The sequence below is a fragment of the Gordonia sp. CPCC 206044 genome (assembly GCF_048537895.1).
Lineage (GTDB): Bacteria > Actinomycetota > Actinomycetes > Mycobacteriales > Mycobacteriaceae > Gordonia.
In genome coordinates this window covers 1-14,448 of sequence record NZ_JBCLVL010000006.1, presented here as the reverse complement: position 1 = coordinate 14,448, position 14,448 = coordinate 1, and the positions used below count along the sequence as shown (strand labels likewise).

Below are 14,448 nucleotides of genomic sequence, written 5' to 3'. Positions count from 1 at the left end.
TCACTTGCCGAAACCGGCGTCGCGCAACGCCTGCGCCATCGAGCCGTTCGGCTGGCTCCGGTTGTTGCGGCCCGAGTCGCGACGCGGGTTCTGAGAACGCCCCTTCTGTGCCGATCCCTTCTGGGCCGACCCCTTCTGGGCCGACCCCTTCTGGGTGCGATCGTTCGGTCCTCCGCGTCCCCCACCGCGATTCGACTGACGCTGCCCGCCAGGCTGTTTCGTCGTTCCACGGCCACCACCGGCCACCTCGTCGTCAAGCCGCAGCGACAATCCGATGCGCTGGCGATCGACGTCCACGTCGAGCACCTTGACCCGCACGACCTGCCCCGACCGCACCACCTCATGCGGGTCCGAGACGAAGCGATCCGACATCGCCGACACGTGCACCAAACCGTCCTGGTGCACGCCCACATCGACGAAGGCGCCGAAGGCCGCCACATTCGTGACGACTCCCTCGAGCACCATGCCGGGGGTCAGATCGGCGACCTTCTCCACGCCTGCGGCGAAGGTGGCCGTCTCGAATTTCGGCCGGGGGTCGCGGCCCGGTTTCTCCAACTCGGCGATGATGTCGGTGACGGTGGGTACGCCGAACCGGTCGTCGGCGAAATCGGCGGGCCGTAGACCGCGCAGGGTGCGTTCGTCACCGATGATCTCGGCGAGCTCCACCCCGGAACGGTCCAGGATCCGGCGCACTACCGGGTACGACTCGGGGTGCACCCCCGACGCGTCCAACGGGTCGTCGCCGCCGCGGATACGCAAGAAGCCTGCACACTGTTCGAAAGCCTTGGGGCCCAGGCGCGGGACATCGAGCAGACCTGCGCGGTTCCGGAACGGTCCCACGTTGTCGCGGTGCGCGACGATCGCTGCGGCGAGCCCCGGCGTCACGCCGGAGACCCTCGACAGCAGCGGCGCCGATGCGGTGTTCAGGTCCACGCCGACCGCGTTGACGGCATCCTCGACGACGGCGTCGAGACTGCGCGCGAGTGTGCCCGGCGTGACATCATGCTGATACTGGCCGACGCCGATCGACTTCGGATCGATCTTGACGAGTTCGGCCAGCGGATCCTGTAGGCGCCGTGCGATGGACACCGCACCGCGCAACGACACATCGAGTTGCGGCAGCTCCGACGACGCGTACTCCGATGCCGAGTAGACCGAGGCACCGGCCTCGCTGACGACCGCCTTGGCCGGCACCGTGCCGCCTGCCCCGCGGATGTCGGAGATCAGTTCCGTTGCCAGAGCGTCGGTTTCGCGAGACGCGGTGCCGTTACCGATCGCGATCAGCTCGACATCGTGTCGCGCGACGAGCGCTCCGAGTGTCGCCTTGGCCTGATCCCACTGCTTCTGCGGCTGGTGGGGGTAGATCGCGCACGTGTCGAGAACCTTGCCGGTCGCGTCGACCACCGCGACCTTGACACCGGTCCGGAACCCCGGGTCGAGGCCCAGGGTGGCCCGGGTCCCCGCCGGCGCCGCGAGCAACAGATCCTTCAGGTTGGTCGCGAAGACGGCAACCGCATCGGCCTCGGCCCGCTGCCGCAGCTTCACCCGGGCCTCGATCGACGCCGACACCATCAGTTTGGTCCGCCACGCCCAGCGCGCGGTGGTGACCAGCCACGGGGTGGCCGGGCCGGGGTCGGACGCGTCGATGCCCAGCGTTGCCGAGACCATCGCCTCGTACCCCTCGTCGTCACCGCCGTCGAGGGTGAGGCTCAACGCCTCCTCCTTCTCGCCGCGCAGCACGGCGAGCACGCGGTGCGAGGGCATCTTGTCCAGCGGCTCACTGAAGTCGAAGTAGTCGCGGAACTTCTGCGCGGCCGCCGACGAGGCGGCCGCCTCGGTGCGTGGCGCGCTGCGCAACGCACCGTCGGCCCAGAACCGCTCACGGATGCTGCCGACGAGCTCGGCGTCCTCGGCGGCACGCTCGATCAGGATCTGGCGTGCACCGTCGAGCGCGGCGGTCGTGTCGGCCACCGCATCGGACAGGAACTCGCCCGCGACCTCGTCGGGGGTCAACGACGGATCCCCGAGCAGTCGCAGGGCGAGCGGCTCGAGGCCTGCCTCGCGGGCGATCTGCGCCTTGGTGCGCCGCTTCGGTTTGTAGGGCAGGTAGATGTCTTCCACCCGCGCCTTGGTCTCCGCGGTCAACAACGCCGATCGCAGCTCGTCGGTCAGCTTGCCCTGCTCCTCGATGGAGGCCAGCACCGCCTCGCGACGTTCGTCGAGCTCACGCAGGTAGCGCAGCCGTTCGTCGAGGGTCCGCAGCTGGGCGTCGTCGAGACTGCCGGTGACCTCCTTGCGATACCTGGCGATGAACGGCACCGTCGATCCCTCGTCGAGGAGTTTCACGGCGGCCGCGACCTGTCCCTCACCGACGGACAGCTCCTCGGCGATACGTGCGTTCACGGACTTCACAGCTACGCTCGGATTCACCCGCAGGACCCTACCGAAGTCCCCCGACAGCGCCGGTGAGGCGGTGCCGTTGGCCGTGTCAGCTCAGGGCGAAGGCTCCGCCGGTCGGCTTCGATTCCGTCTCCGACGTGTCCGAGGGCTTCGAGCTACCACCGATGTCACGGCCGATCCACACCCCCGGAGTGAGGCGCCGGTACTCGTGCAGACTGATCGGCGCACCGGCGAAGTCCCGGGAGAAGTCGGCGGCGTGGACCGGCTTGTGGTCGATCCGCGACGAGTCGGAGATCAACGGCCCGCCTGCATCGCGACCCCAGACGTAGTTCTTGTACGCCCACGCGGTGTCGCCGCGCCGGGTGAACGTCAGGGAGTCACCGAATTCGTTCTGCGTGGAAGTGAACGCTCGGGCCTGCCCGTACGGCAGCAGTCGCCCACTGACCTGGAATGCGGGCAGCAACGCGATCTTCTTGGTTCCGGTCGGCGCCGAACCCACCGGCGCGGCGAGGAAGAGATCCAGGATCTGCTGGCTGGTGCACCGGTGCTGCAGGGCGTCGACCGTGGCCTGCGCGTCGTCGCGCTCGATCACACAGTGTTTTCCACTGGGCTCGGTTCCGTTGGCGGTCAAGGGTTTCGCGGGTTCCGCGGCGGCGGGGGCGCACGTGAGGGCGACACCGGTCAACCCGGCCAGGGCACCCACCACGACTCCCCGAAGTCTGCTCTTGGTCATTCCGGCAGTGAACCCGTCGGTCCGTCCGATCGCAAATCGGTTCACGACGGTGGCCAGCCGAGCGCAGGCCCCAGCCGAGTCGCCATGTCGGTGATGATCTGCTCGTAGTCAGGGGCGTCGAAAGAGAACGGCAGGGCGAACGTCACCTCGGACGCACGCCGGAAACCGGCGTGCGCGAACAGATCCTCGGCGAGACGCTCGGACGGTCCGACATAATCCGGCGAGAACAGCATTCCGCGCGGCCCCTGGGGCTGTGTCGTGCGCGGCAACCGCGCATCGCGGTAGGCCTCGTATTTGCGAATCTGTTCGGGCGTGGCCGTGTCGGTCGGTATCACCACGAGCCCTTGGGAGACCCGCGCCCGCGACGGATCCGGATGATGCGCGCGATAGGCGTCGATGTGTTCGGCCTGGATCGACGCGAAGTCGCGTGATTCGGTGCCCTCGATGCTCACCACCGACGACGTGAGGTAATTGAGCCCCTGCTGTCCCGTCCAGATCGCCGACGACAATCCGCCGCCGTACCACACCCGATCGGCCAGGCCAGGCGAATGCGGTTGCACGCGAGTCGAATAGCTTTCGATGCCGACCGTTCCCCCGAATGAGCTGACCGGACGTCCCCGGAGGTGGTCGAGCAGGCGGAGCACGCGGTCCTTGGAGAAGTCCTCGAGGTCGTGGGTCTGTGGGTACAAGGCGTGCTTGTAATCGTCGTACCGCATCGGGGTGCCCACCGAGACACCGGGATTGAGCCTGCCGTCGGAGAGCACGTCGACCGTCGCGAGATCCTCCGCGAGACGAAACGGGTTCTCGAGCCCGAGCGGGATGACCGCGGTACCGAGTTCGATCCGCGTCGTCGAGACCGCGGCGGCCGCCAGCACGGCCACGGGTGACGAAATCCCGTACTGGAGATGACGATCGCGCAACCACACGCTGTCGAAGCCCAGCTCCTCGGCACGCTCGATGACGGCCAGTGTCTCCAGGTGACCGGCTCGCGGCACTGCCTCGTCGAAGCGCCCGATCGTCAGGAATCCGAGTTTGTGCAGGGACTCGCCCTCGCGTGGCATGCAGACTCCTCGTACCGATCGGCGGCCGACTGTTCCCCAGTGTGCCCGACATGCGATCGGTCACCGCACATTCCGTCGGATGTTCGGAGATTCGACCCGGCGTGCGCGCAATCCGACGTGGGGGTCCACTCGGAGACGGCACTGCGAAACCGCCCCCTTTCGTCGTCACCCTTGCCACACTGAGGACACGGGTCGGTACGGAAGGAGCAGCGTATGACGGGCGGACAGGGTTCCACGACAGCATCCGACCCGCCGGGCGAAGCCCTCGACAAGCGCAGGATCTGGTCGATCTTCGGCGGTCTGATGCTCGCGATGCTGCTCGCAGCCCTCGATCAGACGATCGTCTCCACCGCCCTTCCGACCATCGTCAACGACCTCGGCGGCGCCGAACACCTCACCTGGGTGGTCACCGCGTACATGTTGGCGACCACCGCGACGACACCCCTGTGGGGCAAACTCGGCGATCTCTACGGCCGCCGACACCTGTTCATCGCCTGCGTCGTCATCTTCCTCGTCGGTTCGGCCCTGTGCGGCACGGCTACCACGATGGCCCAGCTGATCGGCTATCGGGCTCTGCAAGGTGTCGGGGCCGGCGGGCTGATGGTCTTGGCCCAGGCCATCATCGGGGATGTCGTACCACCGCGTGAACGCGGCCGCTACCAGGGCGTGTTCGGTGCGGTCTTCGGGCTCGCCAGCGTGGCCGGACCGTTGCTGGGTGGTTTCTTCGTCGACAACCTGAGCTGGCGGTGGGTGTTCTACATCAACCTGCCCATCGGGGTCGTCGCCCTGATCGCGGTCATCATCGTGCTGCCGTCGACCGCGGCGAGAACCAAGGCGTCCATCGACTATCTGGGTATCTTCCTGCTGGCCGGGGCGGCGACCTGCGTCGTGCTGGTCACCAGCTTCGGGTCGCTGTGGGGGTGGGGTTCGATCCGCATCATCGCCCTCGCGGTACTCGCCGTGGTCGCGGCCGTCGCCTTCGTGGTGGCCGAGACGAAGGCGCCCGAACCGGTGATGCCGGTCCGGCTGTTGACCAACCGAGTCTTCGCCACCGCGTCGACGATCGGCTTCGTCGTCGGCTTCGCGATGTTCGGTGCCATCACCTTCATCCCGCTGTTCCTGCAATCGGTTCAGGGCGCCACGGCCACGTCTTCGGGACTGCGGATGATCCCGATGATGGTCGGCCTGTTGATCACGTCGATCGTCAGCGGACAACTCATCAGCCGCAACGGTCGCTACAAGATGTATCCCATCGTGGGCTGTGCGATCTTCACGGTCGCGCTCTATCTGTTGTCGACGATGGACCGGACCACATCGGACACGTTGACCAGCATCTACCTGTTCGTCCTCGGTGTCGGCCTCGGCATGGTGATGCAGGTACTGGTGCTGGCCGTGCAGAACGCCGTCGAGTACCGCGACCTCGGCGCGGGCACCAGCGGGGCCACGTTCTTCCGGACCATCGGCGCATCGGTCGGTGTCGCCGTGTTCGGCGCGGTGTTCAATAGCAATCTCGACTCCCACCTGTCGAGTGGTCCGCCGCCGGGCGCGGCGGGGCCATGTTCGGCCGAGGTACTCGAGACGTCCACGCTGACGCTGCCGTCGTGCCCGCCTGCGGTGCAGAACTGGTTCCTCGACGGGTTCACCGACGCGTTCCAACTCGTGTTCATCGTCGCGATCCCGATCGGCGCCATCGCGTTCGGACTCGCGTGGCTGCTGCCGGAGGTGGAGTTGCGCACCGTCACCAAGACACCGGATCCGGGCGAGTCGTTCGGGATGCCCACCGCCCGGACCTCGTTGGAGGAGCTGCGACTGGCCGTCTGGCGCACGCTCGCCCGCGAGGACCGGTTGCGGATCTGGGAGATGGTTGTGAGCACCGCGGAGAGTTCACTCTCCCGCGGCGAGGCCTGGATGGTGAGTCGGGTGGCCGAGGAGGGCACCAGGGACATGCATGCGATGTCGGTCGCATCGGAGACCCCGATGGACGTCGTCGAATCGACGGCCAGGTCGTTGGCCGAGCGACGCATGGTGGTCATCGACCACGATCAGGTCACCATCACACCGGAGGGCGCAGCCGAGGCAGATCGGCTCCTCGACGCCCAACGCGAACGTCTGCGCGAGTTCGTCGCCGACTATCCGGGCAGTGACGAGGCCGACGTCGATCAGATGCTCGACGAGATCGCGCGACGTCTGCGGCAGGAGACGCCGGAAGAGTTGGTGAGTACACGCGACGACGGCTGAGTACACCCGTCACCACAAGCGAGACGCGCCTCACCCTCGGCTCACGTAGTCGGGTTCGCCTCGCGGGCGGCCGCTACCGCGAATCCGTCGATAAAATTGCTGGTGACACCGCCTCCCGGGCGGGAGGTACCAGGAGAACGACGTCGTGACGAGCAGTGCCCGAGAACAATTCGCACAACGCCTCGACGCCCTGTACTCCGCGGCCGGTGCACCGCCGCTGAAGGCGGTCGGCTCGCGCGCCACCCGGGAACTGCGCGCCCGCAATCCGCGCGGGCGTGAGATCAGCGCCCAGCGCATCTCCGACTGGCGACTCGGGCGCAACGTGCCCGCCAAGTTCGACGGACTGTCGGCGGTACTCGGAGTCCTCATCGCCGCCGCGCGCAAACGTGATGCGACTCCCACCGACCCGTCGCTGTACTCGATGCCCGGCTGGCACCGGTTGTGGACCGCCGCCGGACAGAAGAAACCGTCGGACCAGCCCGCCACCCCGGACGTCTGCCCGTATCCGGGGCTGGCCGCGCTGACGATCGACGACGCCGAGTTCTTCGCCGGACGCGACAAGCACGTCGACCTGATGCGCGTCAGACTGACCGGCGACGGCGGCACCCACGAGCCACTCATCCTGGTCGGCGATTCGGGGGTCGGGAAATCGTCGCTGCTGCAAGCCGGCTTCGCAGCCCAGGTGCGCGACGAGTTCGACGTCCTGCTGGTGACCCCGGGGCTCGTGGCCGCCGACGAACTCGTGCGGTGGGCCACCGAACGCGCGTCACCGGACAAGCCGTTCATCCTCGCCGTCGAACAGCTCGAAGAACTGTTCCTACCGTCGTCGGACGCCGCTGCCGTCGACAGATACCTCGACGTACTCGGTGAACTGGCCGCGTCCGGGGGCGGACCGGGTCGATGCACCGGGGTGGTCGCGGTGTTGCGGGCCGACTTCTACACCGAGGCCGCGAGGCATCCCGCGCTCGCGGCTCTGCTCGAGACCAACCAGATGCTCCTCGGCCCACCGAGCGCCGAGGAGCTGACCGCGGCGATCGTCGAGCCCGCCGCCAGAGCGGGACTGCGCGTGGGCGAGGGCCTGGTGGAGTTGATCCTCACCGACCTCGACGTCCGCGGCTCGGGAGCCGACGCCACCATTCCGCCGGGGACCTTTCCGCTGCTCGCGCACGCCCTGCACAGTGCATGGCGGTATCGCGACGACGACGGCATGAGCGTGCGCGCCTACGAACGGGCCGGCGGGGTCCGCGGCGCCGTTGCGGCCAGCGCCGAACGGTGCTGGGCGAGTTTCTCGTCGTCGGAGCAGGACATCGCCCGGATCATCCTGCTGCAGTTGGTCGTCCCCACGCGTGAGGGATCGGCGGTGGGCCGCCACGTGGACCGCGACACCCTCATCGGCAGTTGTCCCGATCAGGCCTCGGCCGAGAGTGTGCTCGGCGCACTCGTCGATGCCCGCATCATCACCCAGGACGCCTATGGCACCTCGCTGGCACACGACACCGTCATCACCGTGTGGCCACGCCTGGCGCACTGGGTCGACGACGATCGCGAGAACGCACTCATCCGGCATAGGCTGCAGGTCGACGCCGACGACTGGGTGTCGTCGGGCCGCGACCGCTCACTGCTCTACCGTGGCACCCGTCTGACGGTCGCGAACGATCTGCGCTCGACCATTGCCGGTTCGGTGACCCGCCAAGCGGGCGAATTCCTCGATGCGGCAACCCGATTGCTACGGCGAACCACATACGCGAAACGCGGCCTGATCGCCTTCCTCGTCGTCGGCGCCCTGGTGACCTCTCTGCTCGCGGTGGTCTCCATGCGCCAGAGCGAACGGGCCGACCGGGAGAGCGCCGACGCGCAATTCGCCGCGCTGATCGCCGCGGCCCGCCACGACCAGTCCTCCGACTCCACCGAATCCGCACAGTTGGCCTTGGTGGCGAACGACGAACGACCCGACGACCGGCAGGCGCAGGGCCTGCTGCTGGCATCGCAGTCGGCGCCGCTGGCCGCCACCTTCCGCGCCCAGGTCGGCGCCATCTACGGTGCCGCCCGCTCCCGCAACGGCCTGATCGCCACCGGCGGCTACGACAACGCCGTGCAGCTGTGGCGTGCCGACACCGAGCGTGGACTCGTCCCGGTGGGGTCCGTGCTGTCCACCTCGTCGTGGGTGTCGTCGGTGGCGTTCTCCCCCGACGGCCAGACGTTGTTCGCCGGCACCGGAACCGGTGTGGTGCAACGGTGGAACGTCGCCGACCCGGCGCACGCGGTCCGCGGCGACGACATCGACCTCGGCCACCGCGGAGCGGTGTACTCCGTCGCCGTCCGGGGTGACGGTCGTATCGTCGCGACCGCAGGCGACGACGGCACCGTGCGGTTGCAGGACCTGATGTCCGGACACACCGTGACGCTGACCGGACATGCCGGTCCGGTCCGTGCGGTCACCTTCACACCCGACGGCACCACCGCGGTCAGCGGCGGGGATGACGGCACGGCACGCATCTGGGACGTCACCGAGCCGGCTGCCGCGCACGAGATCGGTGCGCCGCTGACGGGCCAGACCCTCGGCATCCACTCCCTCGCCGTCAGCCCGGACGGAACGATGCTCGCGACCGGCAGCGACGACCAGACCTTCCGCCTCTGGTCGATCCGCGACCGCGACCACGTCGTGGCGTCGGGTCCGCCGGTGCAGGCGCGCGCCGCCGCGGTGTGGTCGCTGGCCTTCGCCCCCGACAACCGCACCCTCGTCACCTCTGGCCGCGACGGAGCCGCATCGTTGTGGAGCCTTGCCGACCCACGGCACCCGGTTCCGGTGGGCATGCCGATGAACTCCGGCAGCGGCGGTCTGGGCGCCGTCCTGTTCCTCGACGACGGTCGAGTGCTGACCGGCGGGCAATCGGGCACGATCCAGCTGTGGACGCTGCCGCCCGGGGTCCTCGCCGGTCACACCGACCTGATCGTCGCGCCGGCGTTCGACGCCGACGGGAAGCTCATGGTGACCGGATCGTGGGACGGTCGGGTGCTGTTGTGGGACACCTCCGGAGCGGTGCCCCACGTGGTCTCCACCCTGCTGCCCCTCGATGGCAGCGGACCCCGGATCGAGAACGTCGCCCTGGCTCGCGATGGCCGTACCGTGGCGGTCACCCGGTCGGGCACCAAGGACGTGCTGCTGTTCGACGTCAGCTCACCGGACGATCCCGTGTTGTCGGCGACGTTGCCGATCCCGGATGCCAACTACTCGACGTCGCTCGCGTTCACGCCGGACTCGATGCAGCTCGCGACCGCGTTCGACGACGTCTCGGTCCAGTTGTGGGACCTTCACGATCCGCACCACCCGACCCGACGCCCGGACATCTTCACCGGCCCCAGCGGCTGGATCAATGGCCTGCGGTTCGCACCCGACGGGTCGCACCTGTTCGCTGTGTCGAGTGCGGGGAGGCTGCACGAGTGGAACGTACGCGGCGGGCCCACCACATCCACCGTGCTGGCCTCGCACCCCGGCGCCCTGAACGCCGTGGACGTGAGCCGCGACGGGACGTCGATTGCGATCGGCGGCGACGATCAAGTGATCCGCCTGCTGCGGCGCGACGGTGACACGGCCACCGAGGTGGGAGAGATCCGGGGGCATTCGGGTCCGGTGCGCTCTGTCGCGTTCGACCCGACGTCGGCGGTCCTCGCCAGCGGTTCCGACGACCAGACCGTCCGCCTGTGGACGGTCGACGATCTCCGATCACCTCGCTCGATCGGCACCTCGCTCGTGCCGCCCGGCACCGTCCAGTGGCGGGTCGCGTTCAATTCCTCGGGCATGCTCGCGGCCGCCGGCGAGGACGCAGCCCTGCGCTGGCTGACCACCGACGTCCACGTCGCGGCCCGCCGCGTCTGCAGCACCACCAGCGGCACCGGTCTGACGCCGGAATGGCAACGATGGGACGACGAACTGTCGCATGCCTGCGCCGACTGACCACTCGTGTCCCCCGGCGCGTGACGTGAACGGCGCACGATCCCGTCAAGCCCAAAGGCCCACATGATCGAGATGATCATGCGGGCCTCGGGACGAGGGAGACTCAGCCGAATGCGAGTCCGAGGTGAATCAGATCGCCGCCGAAGAGGTAGAGGTTGTTGAACAGCTGAGTGAATCCGTCGAGCATGTCGATTCCTTTACTACGTGGAACTCCAGTGGAGTGCGCCGTGTTTTCCGGCGCACCACAACGTTGGCACGCCAATCGCCGGACGCAACGGCCACCGGACAGCATCGATACAGGTCAGATGGCACAAACGAACTGTCCGGTCCGGATGGATCCGGTGTCTGGGGAAGCACTGAGGTGCTCGGCCCCGATCCGCTGAACTTCAGTCGGTGGGGCGCACTCGGCGACGGTGGGTTCGGATGCTGGCATCAGATCGGCGACGATCCACAGCGATGGCCGGTCCTCGTCACCGACCTCGTGGATGTCTGGCTGTACGACCGACACGGCGTCGCCGCGTTCTTGGTGGGCGTGTTGTCCGGCGACTTCACCAGCGAACAGATCGATTCGAGGATCGCCGAATACCCCGAGTTCCTTCCCCGGCCGAACTGACGGGCGGCATGCTCCGGGATACGTGACGTTCGAGACACTCCCGGTCATTCGGCAACCCGGTTGGTAGCCTGGCGGTATGCATTTGTATTTCCTCTGACGGTGGCCTGGGCCCGTCGCGCTCGTCGAGTTCGCTCCGAAGTCGCGTGGGTCATGTCGTCATGACCCCTTGGGGGTCACCGTCGCGTGCCTCGTCGGTCCATCACCGAGGCCCCTGGCACGCCTTGTATGAGGAAGCCCTGTGCTCACCACACGTGTACCCGCGCGCTCGCGCGCGCAAATCGTCCTGTCGAACGTATCCATCACGCTCGGCGCCACTCCCGTCCTCGAGGGCGTCGACCTCACCGTCACGCCGAACTCACGAATCGCGATCGTCGGTGAGAACGGCCGTGGGAAATCGACGCTCCTGCATGTTCTCGCCGGAACACTGTCTCCGGACGACGGCGACGTATCGCGAATCGGCACGATCGGGATCGCCGAGCAGGAGATGACCACTGCCGATGGGCGAACCGTCGGCGAAGTCGTCGCAGATGCCGTCGCCGATTCGCTCGCCGCACTTCGTGAACTCGATGCCGCGAGCGTCGCGCTCGCCGAGGGCGACGAGAACGCCGACGACCGATTCGATGCTGCGCTCGAACGTGCCGAAGCCCTCGACGCCTGGGATGCGGAACGGAGGGTGCGTGTTGCCCTCGAAGCCCTCGACGCGGTGTCCGACTGGTCGTTGCGTCTGTCGGAGTTGTCGGTCGGCCAGCGCTATCGGGTGCGCTTGGCGTGCCTCATCGGTGGCGACGACGACATCCTCCTGCTGGACGAGCCGACCAACCACCTCGATCGGGCCGGGCTCGATTTCTTGACGGCACAACTCCGTTCCCGGACGGGCGCGGTGGTCGTCGTCAGCCACGATCGTGCGCTGCTGTCGGACATCGCGATCACCACTGTCGACCTGGACCCGACGCCCGACGGTCGGCCTCGCGTGTACGGCGGAGGCTTCGCGGGATACCGAGACGGCCGACGGGCCGAACGCGACCGTTGGGAACACGAGTTCGCTCGTCAGCAAACCGAACGTGCCCGACTACAGGACGATCTCAGCGCGGCACAAAACCGCCTGACCACCGGTTGGCGTCCCGACAAGGGCACCGGCAAACACCAGCGCGCCACCCGTGCGGGTGGGCTCGTGCAGAGCGTGCATCGCAGGCAGGCCGCGCTCGACGCGCACGCCGTCACGATGCCGGAACCGCCGCAGTCACTACGCTTTCCGGAGCTCTCGACCCGTGCGGGCGCAAGTCTCGTGAGGGCCGAGGACGTGACTGTCGACGGCCGGCTGGACTCACCTGCCTCGCTGACCGTCAGCGGGAGGTCGCGGCTGCTGGTCACCGGTCCGAACGGCTCGGGGAAATCAACGCTCCTCGCCGTTCTCGCCGGCGAGTTGCGACCCACCGACGGGTTCGTGCGCCGAGCCGCCAACGCCCGAATCGTGCTCCTCCGCCAGGAATCGGATCTACCGCAGGATCGTCGTGCGAGCAGTGTCTACGCAGCGCACGTCGATCAGCTCGTCGCGGCAGGCCGACTGTCAGCGGGTCAGGCCGTCGGCTTGTCCTCGCTCGGGCTGTTGCGGCCACGAGAGACCGGCAAACGGATCGGCGAGTTGTCGATGGGTCAACAGCGGCGGCTCGATCTGGCGATGAAGTTGGCCGCACGGCCCGACGTTCTTCTGCTGGACGAGCCGACGAACCATCTGTCCGTCGCGTTGGTCGACGAACTGACCGACGCACTGTGCACGACCGACGCAGCGGTGGTGCTCTCCAGCCACGATCGTCAGATCCTCCGCGACCTGGATGACTGGACGCGCCTGGACCTCTCGCTGCGTGCCCACAGAAATGGACCCGTGCTGGTCGTTTAGATGGCCGGGCCGGATATCGGCCGCGCCTGGACCCCTTCGCGAACAGGGCTCCAGGCGCGGTCGAATGTCCGGACTCACTCCAGTACGAACACCGGAATCTGTCGGTCGGTGTTGACCTGGTACTCCGCGTACGGAGGAAAGGCCGCGACGGCAAGGTCCCACCAATGGTCGCGCTCTGCCCCACTCACCTCACGGGCCGTCAGTTCCTTGACGACGTCCCCGTCCTGAACGGTGATCTGCGGTACTGCCTTGACGTTGTGATACCAGGCGGGATGCTCCGGCGCCCCGCCCTTCGAGGCGACCATCGCGTAGCGGCCGTTCTCCTCGACACGCATCAGCGGCACATAACGCCGCTTGCCTGTTTTCGCACCGGTGGTGGTGAACAACACGACCGGCCGGTCGGCCACCTGGACGCCGTCGGTGGTGCCCTGCTCCAAGATCTTCTCGGTCTGTGCCCGTACCCAGCCTTCGGGACTCAGTTCTGCGTTCTCACTCATGCCCTCGCCAACGACGACGCCACGATCGCTATTCCCCGCCAATTGGTCAGGCATGGGAACGCGGCAAGGAAATGGAGTCTTCAGGAAATCCTCCCAACGTGCCTTCGTCGTGACGACCTCGCTCCTGCCACCACGACCGGTCCATCTAGTCATAATTCTTGTGTATCAATGGGTTCGGGCTCACTCGGTACTCCCCGTACCCACCGAGGTGGATGGCATGAAGCCCACCGACCACGGCGAGAGGGATCAGGTAATACTGGAGGTCCCCGTCGATGATGAAGAAATCATCGACCTCGTCGGGGTCGTAAGTCCTTCTGTTCCGACGCGAAGTCGAAAGATAGACCTTCCACGAATCGCCGACCCGCACCGTGGTCGTCTTCACCTGTACTCTGCGGATCATCCCGTCGAAGGCGGCAAGCAGGTCGTAGCGGCTTGGTTCGAGTGGCCACGAGATCTCACATCCACACAACGTGAACCACGCGGCCGCCATCAGTGAGCCGGCACGATTGAGACGGTCGATGGAAGGTTGCAATTCGCGGCCCTTCGCGTCGGGTTTGGGCTCCGCGAGATGGGCAACGTTCAGGCCGAGCCGTGCCGCATGCCCCTTCATGACATCAGCGGCGCTCACATCATGGAGATTGAGCCGCACGGCAACATCTGTCCATGAATCGGCGGCAGTCACCGCCGCAGCAAGGCTTGCATCGGTCCATCGACGCTGGCCCGTGAAGTGGCCGAAGTCGATGCCCAGGCGGTTGGCATGCACGCGAACCGATTTCACAGCGCCGCCAGACGTCGCCGCCAAGCCCAACTCACGCAACACTCCACGCCAAGAGGTTGACTGGGCGATTGCGTTGACGAGTTGTTCATCGGTGTAGGTGCGCTTCCACCCCATGCCGAGACGGTAGCGTCGAGCGCCGACATCGCGGCTGGCTTCTACCCGGCGTTCCTCGGAGGAACTGCCTGCGCCGCCACGGTCTCCCTGCTGAACACGGGGTTAAAGGCCAAAATGTGTGTATGGAACCCCGGATTTCCGGGGGCTGACCTCGGGTGATGG

The 14,448-nt window shown here is 67.3% G+C and carries 9 protein-coding genes; 4 read left to right on the top strand and 5 right to left on the bottom strand.

Features of this window, described 5'->3' with window-relative positions; all coding sequences use genetic code 11:
• The 3 genes from AAFP35_RS10785 to AAFP35_RS10775 are packed head-to-tail and all read right to left on the bottom strand — an operon-like array spanning nucleotide 1 to nucleotide 4,194.
• Entirely contained in the window at nucleotides 1–2,430 is a 2,430-nt protein-coding gene (locus AAFP35_RS10785) for a Tex family protein (RefSeq protein ID WP_419221584.1), read from the bottom strand.
• A 58-nt stretch (nucleotides 2,431–2,488) separates the two neighbouring features.
• Complete coding sequence (locus tag AAFP35_RS10780) at nucleotides 2,489–3,133, bottom strand: hypothetical protein (RefSeq protein WP_419221583.1); 645 nt, start codon at nucleotides 3,131–3,133, stop codon at nucleotides 2,489–2,491.
• Between the two features lie 41 nt (nucleotides 3,134–3,174).
• Nucleotides 3,175–4,194 (bottom strand): LLM class flavin-dependent oxidoreductase, encoded by a 1,020-nt coding sequence (locus tag AAFP35_RS10775; RefSeq protein ID WP_419221582.1) that lies wholly within the window; start codon nucleotides 4,192–4,194, stop codon nucleotides 3,175–3,177.
• 213 nt (nucleotides 4,195–4,407) lie between these two features.
• Between AAFP35_RS10775 and AAFP35_RS10770 the strand changes: the two genes are divergently transcribed.
• The 4 genes from AAFP35_RS10770 (at nucleotide 4,408) to AAFP35_RS10755 (ending at nucleotide 12,897) form a co-directional block, all read left to right on the top strand.
• Nucleotides 4,408–6,432, top strand: a complete 2,025-nt coding sequence (locus AAFP35_RS10770; protein WP_419221581.1) for an MDR family MFS transporter — start codon at nucleotides 4,408–4,410, stop codon at nucleotides 6,430–6,432.
• 145 nt (nucleotides 6,433–6,577) lie between these two features.
• Complete coding sequence (locus AAFP35_RS10765; RefSeq protein ID WP_419221580.1) at nucleotides 6,578–10,387, top strand: hypothetical protein; 3,810 nt, start codon at nucleotides 6,578–6,580, stop codon at nucleotides 10,385–10,387.
• Between the two features lie 361 nt (nucleotides 10,388–10,748).
• Nucleotides 10,749–11,000, top strand: coding sequence for a hypothetical protein (locus AAFP35_RS10760; protein ID WP_419221579.1), 252 nt, complete (start codon nucleotides 10,749–10,751; stop codon nucleotides 10,998–11,000).
• Between the two features lie 238 nt (nucleotides 11,001–11,238).
• Nucleotides 11,239–12,897 (top strand): ABC-F family ATP-binding cassette domain-containing protein, encoded by a 1,659-nt coding sequence (locus tag AAFP35_RS10755; RefSeq protein WP_419221578.1) that lies wholly within the window; start codon nucleotides 11,239–11,241, stop codon nucleotides 12,895–12,897.
• A gap of 74 nt (nucleotides 12,898–12,971) precedes the next feature.
• Here AAFP35_RS10755 and AAFP35_RS10750 read toward each other — a convergent pair whose 3' ends face one another.
• Nucleotides 12,972–13,394, bottom strand: a complete 423-nt coding sequence (locus AAFP35_RS10750) for a nitroreductase family deazaflavin-dependent oxidoreductase (protein WP_419221577.1) — start codon at nucleotides 13,392–13,394, stop codon at nucleotides 12,972–12,974.
• Between the two features lie 145 nt (nucleotides 13,395–13,539).
• Nucleotides 13,540–14,286, bottom strand: a complete 747-nt coding sequence (locus tag AAFP35_RS10745; RefSeq protein ID WP_419221576.1) for a group I intron-associated PD-(D/E)XK endonuclease — start codon at nucleotides 14,284–14,286, stop codon at nucleotides 13,540–13,542.
• Nucleotides 14,287–14,448: the final 162 nt, after the last annotated feature.